Origin of the sequence: Cyanothece sp. BG0011, from assembly GCF_003013815.1 — a bacterium.
In the GTDB taxonomy this organism is placed as follows: Bacteria; Cyanobacteriota; Cyanobacteriia; order Cyanobacteriales; family Microcystaceae; genus Crocosphaera.
In genome coordinates, this window is sequence record NZ_PRLH01000115.1 from 1 (window position 1) to 18,585 (window position 18,585).

The 18,585-nt window shown below is 37.9% G+C and carries 16 protein-coding genes; 4 read left to right on the top strand and 12 right to left on the bottom strand.

Annotation, left to right across the window (positions count from 1 at the left end; genetic code table 11):
* Both C4E06_RS27985 and C4E06_RS15175 read right to left on the bottom strand, forming a co-directional pair.
* The coding region (locus tag C4E06_RS27985) for a choice-of-anchor C family protein (RefSeq protein WP_198648706.1) at positions 1-2,031 on the bottom strand (2,031 nt) is incomplete at its 3' end.
* 73 nt (positions 2,032-2,104) lie between these two features.
* Positions 2,105-4,036 carry a hypothetical protein gene (locus C4E06_RS15175; protein WP_157951162.1) on the bottom strand — a complete coding sequence of 644 codons (1,932 nt, stop codon included), beginning with the start codon at positions 4,034-4,036 and terminating at the stop codon, positions 2,105-2,107.
* Between the two features lie 527 nt (positions 4,037-4,563).
* Here C4E06_RS15175 and C4E06_RS15180 point away from each other — a divergent pair.
* From C4E06_RS15180 to C4E06_RS15190, 3 genes are all read left to right on the top strand, one after another.
* Positions 4,564-6,327, top strand: coding sequence for a hypothetical protein (locus tag C4E06_RS15180; protein WP_107668837.1), 1,764 nt, complete (start codon positions 4,564-4,566; stop codon positions 6,325-6,327).
* Between the two features lie 28 nt (positions 6,328-6,355).
* Positions 6,356-7,075 carry a sulfotransferase family 2 domain-containing protein gene (locus tag C4E06_RS15185; protein ID WP_107668838.1) on the top strand — a complete coding sequence of 240 codons (720 nt, stop codon included), beginning with the start codon at positions 6,356-6,358 and terminating at the stop codon, positions 7,073-7,075.
* Positions 7,076-7,314: 239 nt separating this feature from the next.
* A complete protein-coding gene (locus C4E06_RS15190) occupies positions 7,315-8,454 on the top strand; it encodes a hypothetical protein (RefSeq protein ID WP_107668839.1) in 1,140 nt (379 codons plus the stop codon).
* A gap of 26 nt (positions 8,455-8,480) precedes the next feature.
* Here the strand turns inward: C4E06_RS15190 and dcm are convergent, their stop codons facing one another.
* From dcm to C4E06_RS15210, 4 genes are all read right to left on the bottom strand, one after another.
* Complete coding sequence (gene dcm, locus C4E06_RS15195) at positions 8,481-9,782, bottom strand: DNA (cytosine-5-)-methyltransferase (protein ID WP_107668840.1); 1,302 nt, start codon at positions 9,780-9,782, stop codon at positions 8,481-8,483.
* A 21-nt stretch (positions 9,783-9,803) separates the two neighbouring features.
* Positions 9,804-10,592 carry an exodeoxyribonuclease III gene (xth, locus tag C4E06_RS15200; protein ID WP_107668847.1) on the bottom strand — a complete coding sequence of 263 codons (789 nt, stop codon included), beginning with the start codon at positions 10,590-10,592 and terminating at the stop codon, positions 9,804-9,806.
* A 104-nt stretch (positions 10,593-10,696) separates the two neighbouring features.
* Positions 10,697-11,938 carry a carboxyl-terminal processing protease CtpA gene (gene ctpA / locus C4E06_RS15205; protein WP_107668841.1) on the bottom strand — a complete coding sequence of 414 codons (1,242 nt, stop codon included), beginning with the start codon at positions 11,936-11,938 and terminating at the stop codon, positions 10,697-10,699.
* A gap of 125 nt (positions 11,939-12,063) precedes the next feature.
* On the bottom strand, positions 12,064-14,163 hold the full coding sequence (locus C4E06_RS15210) for an adenylate/guanylate cyclase domain-containing protein (RefSeq protein ID WP_198648707.1): 2,100 nt from the start codon (positions 14,161-14,163) through the stop codon (positions 12,064-12,066).
* 261 nt (positions 14,164-14,424) lie between these two features.
* Between C4E06_RS15210 and glyQ the strand changes: the two genes are divergently transcribed.
* Complete coding sequence (glyQ, locus tag C4E06_RS15215) at positions 14,425-15,300, top strand: glycine--tRNA ligase subunit alpha (RefSeq protein ID WP_107668842.1); 876 nt, start codon at positions 14,425-14,427, stop codon at positions 15,298-15,300.
* Here glyQ and C4E06_RS15220 read toward each other — a convergent pair.
* The 6 genes from C4E06_RS15220 to C4E06_RS28000 form a co-directional block, all read right to left on the bottom strand.
* Entirely contained in the window at positions 15,297-15,842 is a 546-nt protein-coding gene (locus C4E06_RS15220; protein ID WP_107668843.1) for a Uma2 family endonuclease, read from the bottom strand. The genes glyQ and C4E06_RS15220 overlap by 4 nt on opposite strands.
* A 50-nt stretch (positions 15,843-15,892) precedes the next feature.
* Complete coding sequence (locus C4E06_RS15225; RefSeq protein ID WP_232826260.1) at positions 15,893-16,447, bottom strand: type I restriction endonuclease; 555 nt, start codon at positions 16,445-16,447, stop codon at positions 15,893-15,895.
* A gap of 55 nt (positions 16,448-16,502) precedes the next feature.
* On the bottom strand, positions 16,503-17,282 hold the full coding sequence (locus C4E06_RS15230; protein WP_107668845.1) for a cyclase family protein: 780 nt from the start codon (positions 17,280-17,282) through the stop codon (positions 16,503-16,505).
* Positions 17,283-17,486: a hypothetical protein gene (locus C4E06_RS27990; protein WP_198648708.1), complete on the bottom strand. Its 204-nt coding sequence runs from the start codon at positions 17,484-17,486 to the stop codon at positions 17,283-17,285.
* 373 nt (positions 17,487-17,859) lie between these two features.
* Positions 17,860-18,090, bottom strand: coding sequence for a hypothetical protein (locus C4E06_RS27995; RefSeq protein WP_198648709.1), 231 nt, complete (start codon positions 18,088-18,090; stop codon positions 17,860-17,862).
* Positions 18,057-18,585 (bottom strand): caspase family protein (locus C4E06_RS28000; protein ID WP_198648710.1); only part of this gene is annotated, 529 nt, incomplete at its 5' end. The genes C4E06_RS27995 and C4E06_RS28000, both read right to left, overlap by 34 nt.

Sequence of the window (18,585 nt, forward strand, 5' to 3'; positions counted from 1 at the left end):
GAGGATCACTCGAACCGGTTCAACATCAAAGTCTCCAAGTACCACATTTAAGAATAAAGGGGTTCCTTGAGGCAGTTTCTCCTTAGCCACCTTAAAGCGGAACTTAAAGCCAGGGGTGTTGGGTAAAGTTGTGGGATCACCATCAGGGAAGGAATGGCCATAAGTCGGAGAACCCTGATAAGCGAAGGCCTTCCCTAAGAAGACATCAGTATAATCAGAGCCAGTGCTACCGGTATCTTCATAACCGTCACCCGTCAGGGAAGTACCTGTAACTTCAGCCTCAGAACGATTATCAAAGGGATCACCGCCGTCACGGTTACTAAACTTACCATCTCCATTCAAGTCAGGGAGAAAATCTTGGGTAGACAAAATGCCCACACCATCAACATTAATCTCATCACTAGACGCTGATTTTAACCCTTTTCCATCACCAAAGCCAAAACCATCAAAATCACCAATACGAATGGTACTAAAGGCTCCAGGAATGGGTTGATTGGGGTCACAGGGATTAGGTTCAGGGGTTATTTGATCGCAATTGGAAACAACAGCCACATTATCGATCACAGGACCCCAACCACTATCATCTTGACTGAGAAACGTTAAGGTTGTAGTAGGCTCTTTGGCAGTAAATGTCCAGGTTTTACCTTCATATCCCATGTTAGAGAAAGACTTCCCAGTAATATCAAAGGTAAAATCTTTCGATTCTCCTGCCGCAGAAACTTTTAGTTTCTTGATCGTCGGACCCGATCCGGTATTACCTGCTAAGTCGAAACTTACTTGATAGGTTTGACCAGGAACGGTACTAAAGGTTTGTTCAACGCCTCCGGCGGAGCCAATATTACCATCTAGGTCAATACTCTTACGTCCGTCTGTCGCTTCTCGGTCCCGCAAATAATCAACATCAGCACCGGTTACAACCCAGTTAGTGATTTTCGTTGAACCCACAGGCAAGCGAATAAAGTTGCTAGTAAATTCTTGTCCTAATTCAAAACTACCATTCTTAATTAAATTATCTTGGGAACAATCAGGGGTCGTGGGTTCCGGTGTGGGTTCTGGTTTAGTTTCAATAGATGCAAAGATTAAATTATCAATCCCTATGGGATCATCCCCAATCATCTCAATGGTTTTGATGCCTTCAAGCTGACTCAAATCTAACTTAGTCAAGGCCGCCTCTGCACCGGTGGAACTGGGAAAGGCTTTGCTATAAAGACTTTCTCCTTTAGCATTAGAAACTTTGACATTAATCCCTTGACCTGAATCAACATCAGCCATGTACAAGCAGAGATGATTGACAGGCTCACTAAATGTAATGGCCCGGCGATAGTTAGTGGGCCGATAAGCGCCTCTGCCACCCGGTTCGGTTAAAAAGCGACCATTAAAATTGGCTTGATCTGAGGCAATTACTTGGTTTGGCCCGGCTTGACCCCCAAATCCCCCTTGAGACGTACCCACTTCCAAGACTTTGAGTCCTTCAAAGGAAACGGTGACACCACCACTGGAAATAGGGTTAACGGCTCCATTTAGGGGTTCTGCTGTGTTGAAGTCAATGAGGGTAGCTTGAACCCCTTCTAAACAAACGTCTGGTTCCGTTGTGGGAGGGATCACTGCCGTTCCACCAACGGTAAAATTAGACCGAGTTTGAACATTGTAACCGCCAGCAGACCAGTTAAAATAACCTCTGACTTGATAATCCCCCGCCGGAAGACCATTAAAGGTGTAGGTTCCATTCTGTTTGCCTTGAGTGTAAAAATATTGACCATAACTGTTGTCGGGTCGAGTGGCAGGGGTAATGGTAATCCAGTCTCTGGCATTCCCAGGAAACCCTGAATATTCCACGATGATCTGCTCATTCGGTGCATAATTACTCTTTTGTGCCTTAGCAGTGGCTGTGCCTACGGCTACCGTGTAATCATTTAAGAAGCTGTTATGAGAAGGATGGGTTTGGGCCATGGCCGGTTGCCCCACCATCATCAACATTAATGCAACTGCCATCAGGATGACCTGAAGGCTTCTGAAAACATTTTGTTTCATGATTAATTCTCCAAAATAGTTAAGTTATTCACTGAAGCGATCGCCTCTTTTAAAAAAGCGATCGCCGATTGATTTAAGATCCAGGACAAGGAGTCAAGGGAATTTGTTTGGTACCAATTTCAGCGAAATCAAAGGATAAATAGGGTTCTGTGGGGGCATCAAAATCCACATCCAAAGAACCTACCCAATAGCCTGGTTCTCCACTGCTATCACCGTCGGTAAATACGTCAGAGAAGTCTAACGTGCCATAAGCGGATTGAATAATCCCGTCGTTAGTGCCTTTAGCAGAAGCGGTTAGTTCTTTTTTGAGGGTATTACCGTTAGCGGTTTTGAGAATGACCACCACGGGTTCAACATCATAGTCCCCAAAGATGACATTTAAGAATAACGGTGTACCTTGGGGTAATTTTTCCTTAGCTACTTTGAAGCGGAACTTAAACCCAGGAGTATTAGGTAAGGTTTTGGCATCACCATCGGGGAAAGGACGGCCATAAGTTGAAGAAGTCTTATAAGCGAACACTTTACCCAAGGAAAGATCGGTATAATCTGAACCCTCACTACCCATATCTTCAAAGCCGTCACCGGTAAGGAAAGTGCCTGTCACTTCAGCATCAGAACGGTTATCAAAGGGATCACCCGCATCACGGTTACTGATTTTTCCATCTCCATTGAAGTCGGGGAGATAATCTTTAGTGGACAATAGACCGGAACCATCCACATTAATCGAACCACCAGCAGCAGATTTTAACCCTGTCCCCTCTTCAAAACCAAAGCCATCAAAATCACCGATCCGGATGGTACTAAATGCCCCAGATATGGGCTGATTGGGGTCACAGGGATTAACGGTTACAGGCGGTTCGGGACAGTCACTCACAATGTTCCATTGGGCTGCCGCATTATTGGGGTCAGTAACATGAACCGCTACTGTGTCCACCTTGGCAGTGGGAGAACAGCCCTGACATCTGGCCACATACTTACCCGTATCTGCTTTGAGGGTATATTTACCATTGGATAACAACTGAGGGGTAAACTGGGCGGGTGCGATGGAAGGGTCGCTGACGTGGATGGTTAAAAAATCTCTCACCGTACCCTCTTTAATACAGCCTTGGCATCTGGCCACATATTTACCTGTATCGGCTTTGAGGGAAATCTTGCCATTTCCTGCATCTACCACTTCAAACTGGGAGGCCGCACCGAGGTTTGATGAATTAACATGAGTGGTAACGGTGTCACGAAGATTATTGACAGTTTGCTGACAACCCGCACAACGACTAAACCACTGCCCCGAATCAGCTTGTAAGGATATTTTACACCCCGGTTTGAGTTCCCCTGGTGGTGTTGGTGGTGTAACCGCCACAGGGGGTTCTTTATAGATAACTCGCCATTGAGTGGTTTTATGACCTCTTGCTGTTTTGGTCGCAGCCGTTGAAACACAAAGGTAATTGCTTTCACATCCACTGTAGCTAACATCTAAATAGCTACCATCGAATCCATTTTGTAAGTAGATGTCGTCATTAAATTGCACAGGGGTTCCTGCTTGTTTCCCTGTGACAGAAAGAACAGTCCACGTCCCACTATTTTGGTCTCTGGTGGGAGTTGTCGCCGTTGAGACACAAAGGGCATTGTTTTCACATTTTGCTCCTCTGGTGTCTAAATAGCTACCGTCGAATCCATTCTGCAAGTAAACTTTTTCGTTGTATAAAACAGGACTGCCAAGGGGTTTGCCCGTGGCCGAAAGGATTTTCCAGGTCCCACTATTTCCGTCTCTGGTGGGAGTGGTGGCGGTTGAGACACAAAGAACATTGCCCTCACATCCTGTTCCTCTAACATCTAAATAGCCTCCCTTATTGGTTCCGCCTAAGTCCCACTGATCAAACAAATGGTAATTGGTTCCATAGGTCAGGCCAGGAGTTGTTTGGGCCATGGCCGGTTGCCCCACCGTCATTAACATCAAGACAACGGCCATCAGTATTACCTGAAGGCTTCTCAAAAGGTTTCGTTTCATGATTCTTTCTCCAAAATTATTGAGTGATTCAAGGGGCGATCGCTGTTTGGTTGAGGCCAGCGATCGCTCGAATAAGAAACGGCCAAGATGAACGCCCTAATGTCCCTTGAAACCAATGAACCGTTCAATTTTTTTATTCGTTTCAATTGAATTCCAAAACATTTTATCATCTATTTTTTATAAAAATAAACTCTCAATATTTTTTAATTTTTTTACAAATCACTCAAAAGTATAAAAAGTATAAAAAGCATAAAAAGTCTCTTGAAAATGATTTTTAAAAAATATCAAAATGTTATTGATAAGATTGTTTTAAAACTCAATACCGTGCTATTATTGACTAGGAACAATGATTTAAGGCAATAACAAAGATGAAAAACTCTGCTAATCTATAGGTTTATCAAGAAGCTTTCGAGATTTTTCTTGATAAATCGGTTAGTAATTCAATTACAAGATCGAATAATAATTATTGCTTTAAGGAGTATATGTTAGAAAATTAAATGATAGGATGTGACAGACCAATAAAGAGAATGAATAGTTTCTTAAACGGTCATCAAAATGGCCGAGCCATTCCTTATTTGCCGCCATCAAACTATGAAGCCGAGGATGATCAAACCTATAAACACATGAGATATTTATCTCTTAGTCATGGTTGTGATGGGTTAATTCAAACCCAAAAACAAATCATTGCGGCAGGTCAATTAGGACACCATAGTACCTACAGTATTATTAATCCAGGGGTTTTATATCGAGAAGGGACATTTCAACTATTATGTCGTGGAGAAGCCGACGAAACGGTATGGTTTGGGGATTTTTTAGTGCATCAAGCCAGTCCCTTATGGTGTATCTTAGATGAGGATTTAAGGGTAAAAAATAGCTTTTTATTGCGTTATCCAGACTTACCCCCCAACAGTCGGCCAGAAGATTGGCGTTTGTTTGAATATGAAGGGAAACTGTACACCAATCATAGTATTTATATTATGATTGATCGTGAACAGTGGATTGTCCATTCTCGGCCAGGAATCTCAGAAATTGATCTGCACAACCGCACGTTAACCCTGCGCTGGATGTTAGAACCTCCCTTTGAACCGTCATCAGAGGAAAAAAACTGGAGTTTCTTCGTCCATAACGATGCTTTGATGTGCATTTATTCCTTTAATCCCTATATCATTTTAGAAATTGACCTAAAACGAGGAACAACCTCCAAAATATTAGAAGCCCATCCTAATTATCAATGGTACGACAAAGGAAAATTTGTGGGGAACAGTACAAACTTAGTGTCTTGGGATGATGAACATTACATCATGTTTATTCATGACTTCCTCGAACCGAAACACGAACAGCGCAACCGTGCATATATGCAATACGGAACGTTAATCAGTAAAGATACTTTGCTTCCTATCAGTATCATACCCCGTCCTTTAATGATGGGAGGAGATGAACCGGGAAGACACCCAGGGGTGCATTACACCAGTGCATTAGTCAACCGAGAAGAGGGTTTATATGGATTTTATGGACAAGGAGATACCCATACCGGCATTGTGGTTTTTAATAAAGATCACCTCAATGGGTTATTTGCACAATATCGACTAGACAAAGGAAAAAACTCACCATTTGGAACTATGAAAGGAATTGATTCAAGAAAAGGAATTATTTTATCTTACCCGGCTAGTGGGTTCAACTGGGTTCGTTATTGCATTGAACATTTTACGGGACTCCGTACCGCCGGTAAAACGAAACTGGTTAAAGAAGGGGAATTAGCGGTTTATCGTAGCCATTATGTGAAATATTCAGAGGGGCCAGATTCTTGTTTTTGTCCTTTTTATGATGACCACGGCAAACCGTTACATCAAAAGGTTGTCTTAGTTTTAAGAGATTATCGAGAATCTTTTTTACGGGCGGCCAAAGGAAAAAATATCACCAATCTTAAGGCAGAAAAAATTAGAAATGGTGATGTATTTGATTTTAATCAATACTTTGAAAATCTCAAAGCTTACGATGAATTTTCGGGTCAAAAATTACTGGTTTACTATCCTGAAATTGTTAGTGATATGTCGGGGGTCACTAGGATTTTAGATTTCCTAGAATTACCTTACGATTTAAGCACGTTTGATTTAGACTATCATCGTCAAAAATCCATTGGAATTTATGACACTCAACATAAGTCCCACACTCAAAATAATCTCTATGATTTTAAGTTTCATCAAAACGATAGTGACCCAGAAATTATCGAGGCGATTGAAGACTTTTTTACTAAAAAATATGGTGATTTAATTGAGAAATACTTAAGTTAATTAACAGAGGAGTAACTAATCATTAATCATGCTTATTTCCCACGAGTACAAATTCATTTTTATTCACATCGGAAAAACCGGAGGAACCAGTATTGAGAAGGTGTTATGTGACTACCTGAATATGGATTTTGAAGAAACAGAAAAAAATCCAGAAGGGGAGTGGTGGAAACATATCTGGGCTAGATATATGAAAGAATATATCGGGGAAAAAATCTGGAATGATTACTTTACCTTTGCTTTTGTGCGTAATCCTTTAGACATGATTTTGTCTTTGTATTCGATGTATACTCAATATCCAGAATATACAAACCCAGAAGTCTACCCTCATTTATATCATCCTTGGAACCAATATAAAGACTTTGAAGACTTTATTCTAGCTATGGGAGAATGTAGACATGAACCTGACGAAAAATGGCAACTGCAACTTGAGGAATTAGAGACCAAACATATCATGTATTTTTGGTATGATTTGGAGAATCTGCAAACCAGTTATTTAACGGATAGTTGGAAAGGCAAAGAAAATGGTGAGGGTGAAATCTTAGTTGATTTTGTCGGAAAATACGAAAATTTACAGGAAGATTTTCATATTGTCTGTGAGAAAGTTGGCTTACCTAAACTTGATTTAATTCATCACGGTGCCACCAATCATCAACCTTATGATCAAGTTTATACAGACAAAATGAAAGAGATTGTCTATCACCATTCTTCTCTTGATATCGAACGGTTTGGCTATGGAGATTCTATTTAATGAAAATCTATCTTATCCGTGGGTTTGAACTTTTTAGACTTTTTCGACAAACCCTGCTAATTATAATAATTATTCAACTCTTTTCTAGACTTTTTAAGCTGAAATGGTGACCGAGTTTGTGATAGTTTGAAAAGGTTATGAATTTCAGCTTTTTCTCATTGGAAAAAAACAAAACCTTATGATAGCTAAATGAGTGTTTTTTGCAGAGCAATATGGCTTTATTCTCGTTTTAATCTAATATGAGTATCATTGAAGGAGGCTATCATGGATATCATGGTCGAAGGCCCCTATCATCCCTATCTCAATTGAATCTTCAAATCGATGAAGATAAACTTTACGAACAAATGAAACAATTAGCTCTATGTTACACTTATCCGAGTTTAATTAGGGCTAAAAAAACCATTATCACCGCCGGTCAATTAGGAACCGACAGTGCTTGTAGTATTATTAATCCAGGAGCTTTATATAACAATAATGAATTTCATCTCCTTTGTCGTGGGGAACCCCATGATACTGTCTGGTATGGGGATTTTTTAGCTCATCAAGCAACCCCTTTCTGGTGTGTTTTAAACCATGATTTAACCCTTAAAAAAAGTTTCCCTCTGACTTATCCCAGTTTACCCCCCAATAGTCGACCGGAAGATTGGCGTTTGTTTGAATATCAAGGTAAACTTTATAGTAACCACAGTGTGTATCAACTGATTGATTCTAAAAACTATATAATTCGCTCTCGTCCCGGAATTTCAGAAATTAATTTAGAGAAAAAAACTATTAATTTACGGTGTATTTTAGAGCCGCCTTTTAAGGGATTTGCTGAGGAAAAAAATTGGAGTTTTTTTGTTCATGAAGATTCTTTAATGTGTCTCTATTCTTTTCAACCCTATCTATTATTAAAAATAGATATAGCATCGGGGAAAACCGAAAAATTTTTAGAAGCTAATTTTGATTATCCTTGGTATAATAAAGGAAAATTTATTGGTAATAGTAGTAATATTATTTCTTGGGATAAAGACCATTATATTTTATTTATCCATGATTTTTTAGACCCCAAACATGAACCGAGAAATCGCACCTATTTACAATATGGGGTTTTAATTAGTAAACAAACATTATTACCCACTAATATCATACCTAAACCCCTACAAATGGGAGGGGAAGAAAAAGGCAGACATCCGGGGGTTCACTATACCACTGCATTGGTGAATAAAGAAGAGGGTTTATACGGTTTTTATGGACAGGGAGATAGTCATATTGGTGTTATGATTTTCAACAAAGATACGTTAAATAAACTATTTAGTCAGTCTCACTTGAAGTCAAGGGGTAAAAGATTTTTATCTTATTTAAAAACAATGTTTCGATGGTTATTTGGCCAAGACTAAGTACAGGGAAAAAAATAAAAGTTTGTTTAAAGACTTAACTGTGAGGATTTTTTATAATTGCTTTTGTCTCTAATTCGTTTACCAATCACATCGGAACTGACGTTATAATAGTTAGCTGCTTGAGATAAACTAAAACTTAATAAGTCTTCTTTTTCTAATGAATATTGAGTGGTTGGTTTAATGGGTGAAATGTCAAGCACTTTGATAATTTCTTGGGCAACTGCTTTGGCTAATAAAGGAGGAACGGAGTTACCAATTTGTCGAAACCCATGCCATTTTGTCACATGAAATCGAAACCAATCAGGATATGAATGGAGTCTGGCAGCTTCTCTAACCGTAATACATCTAGGGGTAAACGGATGAATGGGACGAGGAGATGTATGAGCGCCACGATTACTCGGTGTCCCTGCTCTTAAGGTATTACATAAACCGTCAGGATGCAACTTTAAAAATCGGCTAACCGGTTCAATTTTTCCTTGAGGGGTATTCTTAAATCTGTCTATGGATGTTTGTGTATGGTTGGTTCTTAAACTAGCGGTTAACAGGGTTTTATTATAGTTTCGTGGGTAAGAATAATCATCCATGACCTTAGATAAATTTCTGAGCATCTTAACATAATGACTCGGTTTTCCATAGTTAGCCATTACCCAATCTTTATCCTGTAATTCTGGATAATAATTGACTTCTGGTAAATCTTGAATAGCATCTTTTACCGTTGGTGTTGGCGGAAGCAATAAGTTATCTTCTTGATTATATTTGGTCACAATATTGGGATAATTGGGTAATTTTAATCCTTGTTTGGCTCCCATTAAAAAAAGTCTTTTTCTGAGTTGAGGAACTCCATAATTAGCAGCATTTAAAATTTTATATTCTGTGTTAACTTGATAATGATTTTTAGCAAACTCGTCAAAAATTTCTTTTAAAACGTTTTGATGTTCACCCATGGCCATTCCTGGAACATTTTCCATGACAAAATATTTCGGTTGTAACTCTAAGACTAAGCGAATAAAATGCTTAACCAAAAAATTGCGATCATCGTCTAAACTCCGCTTTCCCATTAAGGAAAAACCCTGGCAAGGGGGACCACCAAAAACCACGTCAATGGGTTTATTTTTAATGGTTGATAACTCTCTAATCTGTTTAGCAGTTATCAGGGTGACTGAAGCACAAATGGTTGTCCAAAAGGGAAAATTATAATGATGAATCAGACAGTGAACCGGATCAATTTCTACAGCAGCTAATACATCAAACCCCCCTTGTTCAAAGCCTAATGTCATACCCCCAACGCCAGCAAACAAATCCACAGCAATGGGGCGTTTTTTAGTCATATTTTTATTAATAAGTTTAGCTTAAATTTCCAGAACAACTGGTGTATGATCGCTGGGTCTTTCTTGTTTTCTGGGTTCTATATCTATTGTACAATTAATTGCTTGTTCGTACAATTGATTGGTAAGATAAAGATGATCAATACGCCAGCCACGATTCCGTTGAAATCCCCCTGATCGATAGTCCCACCAGCTAAAATGTCCCCCTTCTGTGGTAAATTTTCTAAAAGCATCTTTTAAACCAATTTCTAATATGTTTTGTAAAGCTTCTCTTTCTAAAGGAGAAGACATAATATGATTTTCTTTCTGCTTAGGATTATAAATATCTTTATCTTCTAAGGCAATATTAAAGTCTCCACAAATACAGAGTTCATGGGATTCTTTTTTGACTAAATTATCTAAATAAGCTTTTAAAACTTGAAACCATTGTAACTTATATTCATATTTTTCACTGCCCACAGATGCCCCATTGGGAACGTATAAGTTAATAATACGAATGTCATCAATAACCCCTGAAATCACCCGTTTTTGTTCATCAAACCCTTGAGCAATTTCTTCTCCCACGATAGGGGTAAATCCTGTTATCATATCGGTCATGGGTTGACGGCTAAAAATAGCCACCCCATTATAAGCTTTTTGCCCATAAATATAAACATGATAACCCAATTCTTCAAAGGGTTCTTTCGGAAAATCTTTATCAATGACTTTGGTTTCTTGTAAACAGAGAACATCAATTGAATTATTGGTTAACCAGTCAATAACATGGGGCTTTCTAGTGCGAATCGAATTAACGTTCCAAGTAGCAATTTTCATCTTTTGTGAATCAATCTGAACCAATAATATGACAAAAAGAACAGCTATCAGTGGATAGTTTAAATGATAACGGGTCACTGATAACTGTTCACTGATAATTGAAATTAACCGGCATTGGCTAACACAGAGTTACCAGTTAAAAGTTCGATAGCAGCTTCATATTGTAAATCATCTTTTGTGCCAATTTGTTGATAGGAAATTGGCTCTTGAACAACAAGTTTATCCGGTTCAATTCCTAACTTATGAATATCGCTATGACTGGGGGTTTCATACTTGGCCACGGTAATGGCTAAACCGGCACCATCTGGTAACTCAAATAAGGATTGAATTAACCCCTTACCAAAGGTTTTTTCTCCCACTAAGGTTGCCCGTCCATTGTCTTTTAACGCACCGGCTAAAATCTCACTGGCACTGGCGGTTCCTTGATTGACTAATAAGACTAAAGGATCGTCGGTTAATGCAGTTCCTGATGCGGTAAAACTATCTTGTACCCCTTGACGATTAACTGTATAAACAATGGTCCCTTGATCCATCCATAAACGGGCAACTTGTATCCCCGCTTGTAATAGTCCACCGGGATTATTTCTCAGGTCTAAAATATAACCTTGCGCTCCTTCTTTTTCTAAATTATTAATAGCTTCGGCCATTTCTTGGGCCGCATTGGCACTGAATTGATTCAAGCGAATATAACCAATAGGAAGGTTAGGGGTGGGTTGATTTAAACTAGCAGTCACTGGACTCAAAGAAATGCGATCGCGAACAATTTTGACATCTCGTACGTCTGATTCTTTTTGATAGGGTAAAATGGTCAAAGATACGGTGGTTCCCCTCGGTCCACGCATTTTTGTGGCGGCTTCATCGAGTGTCAGAGTGGTGGTATCGATATCGTCAATTTTTAAGATGCGATCGCGGGCTTTGATCCCCACGGCTTCCGCTGGCGATCCTTCGATGGGGGCAACCACTTCTAAGTTACCTGTGTCAGGATTAATGTTAATTTGTAAGCCCACCCCTGACAATTCTCCGGCGGTACTCACTTGTAAATTATGATACTGTTCCGGTCTTAATAAACGGGTAAAAGGTTCATCCAGACTGGCTAACATTTCCTCGATGGTTTCATAGGTTTCTTCGCGATCGTCTAAAGGACGTTTTAATAAATCTTGTCTTAATAACCACCAATTTTGGTGGTTAAAGCTATCATCTAAATAAGATTGATTAACCAGTCGCCACGACTGCAAAAGTAGCTTTTGATTTTCTGTAAAAGCATTGGCATTGGGAGTCCAAGCAAAAAAGTTGAACACAAGGGAAAAAATAACGAGAAGAGTTACCCAAAATGCACGTTTTCTCATGAGACAAACTAAAATGTGAATGGTGTTGATTGCCTTAAGCAATTGATAAGTCTATTTCTATTGTGCCGAAATTGTAACAAATTGACAGGTGTATTGGGAATGGTTTACCCGGTAGGGGCTGAATATTATTTTTTATGACTGCCATCAGTTAATAACCAGACTGCCATTTTACCTTGGCCAGGAATATCAATTTCTCCCATTTTAGAAAATTGATAAAATTCTTGCAAGGGTTCATATAAATTTTGACTAATTAGAATAGAATTGGGTTTACCTTCTACCGAATTCACAATCATAAGAAAACGAGCAACTTTAGCCGTATTGCCAATTAAATTATAAATAAATTTTTGTTTACCTAATAATCCGCCAATCACTTCTCCTGAATAAATACCGATCCGAATTTCAAATTTTAGATGCTTTTCTTGACTAAACGCTCGCACAATTCTCAACATTTCTAGTCCTAATTCTATCACGGCTTTATCTCGATCTAATCGTGGCACAAATAAGCCACTAGCCGCTAAATAAGACGTGCCTACGGTGCTAATTTTTTCTACATCATGGCGTTGCGCTGCATCATCAAAGGCACTAACAATATCGTTTAAAAGTCCCACTGCTTCTTCGGCACTCATGAGATCACATTGCTCATCAAACCCGACAATATTGGCTGATAATACGGTGACATGAGGAAATTTATCAGCAATTTTTTCTTCTCCTTGTTTCAGTCGTTTAACAATGGGTGCTGGTAAGGTTTTTAAGAGGAGTGCATCATTTTTTCTAATTTGTTCGGCGAGGGCTTCTTTTTCTTCATCAATGGTTCTAGCCATCTTATTAAAGGCTCCAGCAAGTTGACAGAATTCATCATCAGATGGTACATTAACCACCACATTTGTTTCTCCTGATGTGATTTTTTTTGCCCCTGAAATTAAGCGATAAATTGGCATGACTAAACGACGGGAAAGCACCAAGGATAAAATAGTAACAATAGGCACTAAAATAGCACTGGTGACTAATACTCTTTTGCCAAAAATTTGTATCGGTTCAAAGGCTTCATTGACATAAATTTTTGATAAAATTACCCAGTCTAAACTATCCGCTAACTTTAAAGGGGCATAAGCAACTAAAGACGGAACACCGCGATAATCATCCAAAATCCCTAATCCTTCCTCTCCTTTAAGGGCTTTTTCGATAGAATTCGTTTTTATTTCTTGTAATAAAATGGGACTATTGTTGGCTTTTATTCTTTCAATTATTCTCTGGGATAAATTTTGTTTTTCTAGTTCTTTAAAATAGTCGTCAGGATTTTCAACTAAGAAACGAGATTGAGAACGTATTAAATAATCTGACCCTACTAAAATTGTTTCTCCTGTCTTTCCCAGTCCATCTTGTTTCCATTGAAAATTACCGGTTGTAATGCGATTAATTTCATCGACGGGTAACTGGAGTAATAGGATTCCAATTAAACTTGATTGTTTAAAAATTGGACTACCAATAAAGGCAACCGGTTGACCATAACTAGGACGAAAAGGGGTGAAATCAATAACCTCAAAGGCTCCTGGTTCTCGATTATTTTGTAGGGTTTCAAATAGATTAGCTGCCCCACTGTAGGCATAGGGACCATCTTTAAAGCTAGTGGCAAACCCGGTGTCTTTATGCACACTATAGACAATATTTCCTGTTTCACTATCGATTAGAAAAAGATTTTTATAATCAAATCTTGTGGTGATTAACCGAAAATATTTATGAAAGTTTTGATGGATTTCACTGTATTGACTTCCGTCTCTTGCCATGTCTAACCGACTTTTGTTTTCAAGATCATACGGATTTTCTACTAAATAGTAATATTGGAGATAACGAGCAATATTGTGTTTAGGAAAGTAACTTAAAACCGTCGGATTTCCATCTACATTCATTTGCAAGCGAGGAATAAATTCATTTTCATAGAATCGCCAAAGATCAGAGATCATGTTGCTAGAAAGTTCCTCGTTTTCTAATTGGTTAAAACTATCTGTTAAAGACTCCATCGCCTCAATAACTGTGGGATCTTGTGCTAAAGTGATGGCGTGATTTTTAACATAATTAAAGTAAGATTGAACTTGTCTAGCCCGAGAATTTCTTAATTCCGTAATTTGATAATATATATTTCCTAAAATGGCTTCTTTGCCACTGGTATAACCAACATAACTAATGACTAAAATCGATGCAATGCTGACAGCAAGTAACATTAACATTAGTTTTGATTGAATGCTTAATCGACTAAAAAATCTCATTTAGTTTTATGTTTAATGAATCCCTCTACTTTTCAGGTTAACTTAGACCTATCTCATCAGCCTTAAAACTTTGGTGAAACTTTATTTTTATTGATTATTGGTGATAGACCCTAAGAATTAAATATTCTAAAAAAAATCTAGAATTATCAGAATAATTAGCATTTCTTTGCTATAATAAAATGAATAAAGATAAATAAATAACTTAGGGAACTCAAAAAGAAGGTGTCAATTAATTTTCAGGAAATTATTGCTAAACTTAACGAATTTTGGAGCGATCGCGGTTGTTTAATCGTTCAGCCCTACGATACGGAAAAAGGGGCAGGTACCATGAGTCCCCATACTTTCTTAAGGGCGATCGGGCCTGAACCCTGGGCGGTTGCTTATGTCGAACCCTGTCGCCGTCCCACCGATGGCCGTTACGGAGAAAATCCTAACCGATTTCAACATTATTTTCAATATCAAGTATTAATTAAACCGTCCCCTGATAACATTCAAGAAATTTATTTAGACTCATTAAGAGCATTAGGCATTAAACCCGAAGATCATGACGTTCGTTTTGTAGAAGATAACTGGGAATCTCCCACCCTAGGAGCTTGGGGTGTGGGTTGGGAAGTATGGTTAGATGGGATGGAAATTACCCAATTTACTTACTTTCAGCAATGTGGAGGCATTGATTGTCGTCCCGTTTCTATTGAGATTACCTATGGTTTAGAACGCTTAGCAATGTATCTACAAGAAGTAGAAGCTATCACTAAAATTCAATGGAATGATCAGATCAATTATGGGGATATTTTCTTGCAAAGTGAAGTCGAACAATGCACCTATAATTTTGAAGCCTCTGACGCAGATTTATTGTTCAAACTGTTTGCGTTATATGAACAAGAAGCTAAGCAATTAATTAATCGCGGGTTAGTTTTTCCTGGATTAGATTATGTTTTAAAATGTTCTCATTCTTTTAATTTGTTGGATGCAAGGGGAGTGATTGCCGTCGCCGAAAGAACCCGTTATATTGGTCGTATTCGTAATTTAGCCAGAGAAGTCGCTAACTTATATTTACAACAGAGAGAACGGTTAAATTTTCCTTTACAAAAGTCTTAATCAAACTCTGGGGCCCATATTTCAGCCACAGGAAACTCCCAACCTGGGAGTATTTCGGGGACAGTAAAAATGTCGCCATCATGAAGGGTTATGGTTTCTTGATTGAGACGATATACTTCTATCATACGCTGTCTAGGATCAACTAGAACACCAACTATTGTCCCTAAACTTAAGAACTCTTCTATCTTTTCTCGAAGCTTTTTTAAACTATCATTTTTCGATTTTACTTCAAAGATTAAATCGGGAACAACTTCGGCATAATTTTCGGTAGTACGTTTTAATTTTTCTGCTTTAATAAAAGAGACATCTGGCGCACGTAAATCAGAATTAGGTAAGATAAAACCAGCGCTTGATCCGATAACTCTGCCTAACTTTCTCGGACGTACCCAGTTGCGTAAACGTGCAACTATTTCTGTGCCTACTTCTTCAGATTCTAACCCGGAGGGACTCATAATAACAATGTCTCCTTCTATTAATTCTATTTGATAGTCAGGATAGTGAGATTGGACAGTTTCTAAGTCTTGTATAGTAAAACTACTCATTTCTATATCTGTTGTTTTATTTGATTTGCTAATTATAGCAATTATTTTGATTAAGCATCTATAATACTCCCTAAACTTTTTAATAGTTCAAGCACTAAATAAAGGTCATTATTAGGATTAAAAAGAGAAAATAGTCGAGATGTTTTATAGAGAATATAAGAAGAGTGAACTGCTTTTAAAAATAAAAATTCACTACCATTACAAATCATCCCGAAAGTCGGTTGATCTACCGTTGGGTTTGCTATCATGTAAGCTAATGCTTGGGGAATAGCAGTCGTAACAGAAAAATCACTACGTTTTGATTCAATTACTAATAACCATAAACGATTTTTAATCACTAAAACATCAATACGTCCTTTAATCATTAATCCTTCATCTTCTGTCTTAATTTCTATGCTGCTTTCTGTTTCAATACGTAAAGGTGACTGATAGAAACCAGCTAAGTCTAATAAGGGTGAAATCACAACCATTTTTACACTATTTTCTAACAATGGTGGATCTTCAAGTAACGATAAAAAATTATTTTTGACTCTATCTAATGCTTTTTTGTCTTCTTTTATAATTGATGGATCTATAATAAAGAAGTTAGAGACTTCTTCAGCCATACTAAAATTATTAATATTTCTGTCCAATATATCCATCTTGTTGATTTTTTTTACTTTAATAAATAGCAATAGGATTACCAGGAGAACCGGTTGCACCCTTCATTTTTAAAGGAGCAAAAACAAACATAAATTCATAAACTTTATTATCAACTAATTCCTTTAACTCTAAATTCTCCATATTAGTAATGCCATGTTTAACCATCCATTCAATATGACAGTCAAAAGGACGGTTTGCATCTTCTCCTGGAACCGCTTCCGTTCCCCAAGTATCTGACCCTACCATAGCAATTTTTTGCTGCGATAAATAACGACAAGCGGTAATACCCGGACCGGGTTCCCCTGCATTAAAGAACTCTGTATTTTTAGCTTTTTCTTCTGCTGTTAAACTATCCCAATCTTGACCCCAATAATTACCATGTCCGGTGTAAAATAACACAACATTACCCTGTTGAATAGGTGAAATTTTTTCTTTTTTAATCGCGCCTTTGATATCATCAACTGTAATAATTCCAGGGTCATTTTTACCCTTTCCTGTGGGAACCGGTAACCGTTCAACCCCTCGATACCCAGCAATATCTAATAAAACGCCTCTCGTTACATAACCCTTTTGGGCTATCTTTTCTACGCCTAATTGATTTAACCCGTAAGCAGTGCCAAACTCCTCTAAAAAATTTCCATTATAAAAATAATTACCTTGAGATGTATTTACCCCAACATGACCTAAACCGTCGAATTGTGTACCGATTTGTCCTAATTCTGCAATCACATATTCATCATTGTAAACAATATTATTTTCACCTATTGGTCCCCCAGTCGGTAAACCTGGAATTGTCAATTAGTTGTTGATTATCGGGAGAACGAGTTTAACGGCTGCGATCGCCCCTTGAAAATCTCCTATAATCGCCCTTCCTTGAGCTATATCTAGGATCATTTGACTCCATTGCTTAATTTTGACCTGAGCTTGCTGATACAGGGCTGTATGGGGCTGTATTTGTCGAGCATAGTTAATGGCTTCATTTAACTGGGATGCTTGCTGCATACTTAGGGAAATTTTCCCATAGTCTAAAATTGTTGATTTTCCTGTATTTTTTGGTAATTAATGGTGTTAAGATGTTGACGAATTTTCAGAGACATCCACCATAAAATGACTGTTATTCCTAATATTCCTCCTATCCATAATAAGTATTTTCTAATAGGTGACTTTTGTGGGGTTTGAGTCGTTGTTTTTGATGTTGAAGAGACAGAAGATACAGCAGTAGAAATGGGTTTATTATTAGTTTCTGTCAGAGGGATATTTAAGGATAGTTGGGGCTTAAAAGGGGTTGGTGGTACTTTAGGTAAAATTAGGGTGCTTGTGGGCTGTTTTTTCAGGGGTTTGAGGGGACTTGTGTTGAATTTTAAAAGATAAATTTTTATTTTCTTGAGGGTTGACGACTTGCTTTTTTAGAAATGGGTAATAGGGGTTTATGGCGAACTTTTTCAGGACTAATAATAATGGGAAGGGCGATGGCTGGAAAATTCTTTTGATGGGAAGGATTTAATCTTTCTTTTAAGTAGCAGTCTAGCTTATGAAGGGTTAAATGATGACTATAATAGCGCAAGGCTTCGGTTAATGCACTAATAAAGATACTTTTTTTCTGCACTGATGCTTTGATAGACAGGGGAACGACAGGAAAAAAATTAAAGAAATGTTTTTTTTCTGAGCTAAGTCTAAAGTAATTTGTCCTAGTTTACCATCTTTTAAAGGGTTTTGTAAGTCTAGAATAATTAGTAAGTTTTGGCTGTTATATTGTAATTTTTCAAAAAGCGATCGCACTTTTATGGCGGTTTGGGGAATACTGTTTAAGTTACTATCAATAGGAAGTAAGTAGTCATCTCCTTGATAATTAATACCGTATCCTTGAAAGAAAAACCAACAATATTCAACTTTAATTAAACTATCATTAATCCATTGTAAAATGTTATCTCGGTTAGGATAAGTTGAACGTTTTCCTGGGGAGGGAGAGGTATCCGTTAGTAATAATAATTGATGGGATGGGATCTTAGCTTCTTCAAAGAAATAGCGATAAAGTGCTTGTGCGCTATTTTCAGCCCCGGTTAAAGGTTGATAATGTAAATAGTCTTCTATTCCGATACAT

Excerpts from the sequence above, each read along its gene's own strand:
- ctpA (WP_107668841.1), bottom strand. The coding sequence starts at position 11,938 with ATGAGAAAACGTGCATTTTGGGTAACTCTTCTCGTTATTTTTTCCCTT.
- C4E06_RS15190 (WP_107668839.1), top strand. The coding sequence starts at position 7,315 with ATGAGTATCATTGAAGGAGGCTATCATGGATATCATGGTCGAAGGCCC.
- xth (WP_107668847.1), bottom strand. The coding sequence starts at position 10,592 with ATGAAAATTGCTACTTGGAACGTTAATTCGATTCGCACTAGAAAGCCC.
- C4E06_RS15175 (WP_157951162.1), bottom strand. The coding sequence starts at position 4,036 with ATGAAACGAAACCTTTTGAGAAGCCTTCAGGTAATACTGATGGCCGTT.
- C4E06_RS27990 (WP_198648708.1), bottom strand. The coding sequence starts at position 17,486 with ATGCAGCAAGCATCCCAGTTAAATGAAGCCATTAACTATGCTCGACAA.
- dcm (WP_107668840.1), bottom strand. The coding sequence starts at position 9,782 with ATGACTAAAAAACGCCCCATTGCTGTGGATTTGTTTGCTGGCGTTGGG.
- C4E06_RS15210 (WP_198648707.1), bottom strand. The coding sequence starts at position 14,163 with ATGTTAATGTTACTTGCTGTCAGCATTGCATCGATTTTAGTCATTAGT.
- C4E06_RS15185 (WP_107668838.1), top strand. The coding sequence starts at position 6,356 with ATGCTTATTTCCCACGAGTACAAATTCATTTTTATTCACATCGGAAAA.
- C4E06_RS15180 (WP_107668837.1), top strand. The coding sequence starts at position 4,564 with ATGAATAGTTTCTTAAACGGTCATCAAAATGGCCGAGCCATTCCTTAT.
- C4E06_RS15220 (WP_107668843.1), bottom strand. The coding sequence starts at position 15,842 with ATGAGTAGTTTTACTATACAAGACTTAGAAACTGTCCAATCTCACTAT.
- C4E06_RS15225 (WP_232826260.1), bottom strand. The coding sequence starts at position 16,447 with ATGGCTGAAGAAGTCTCTAACTTCTTTATTATAGATCCATCAATTATA.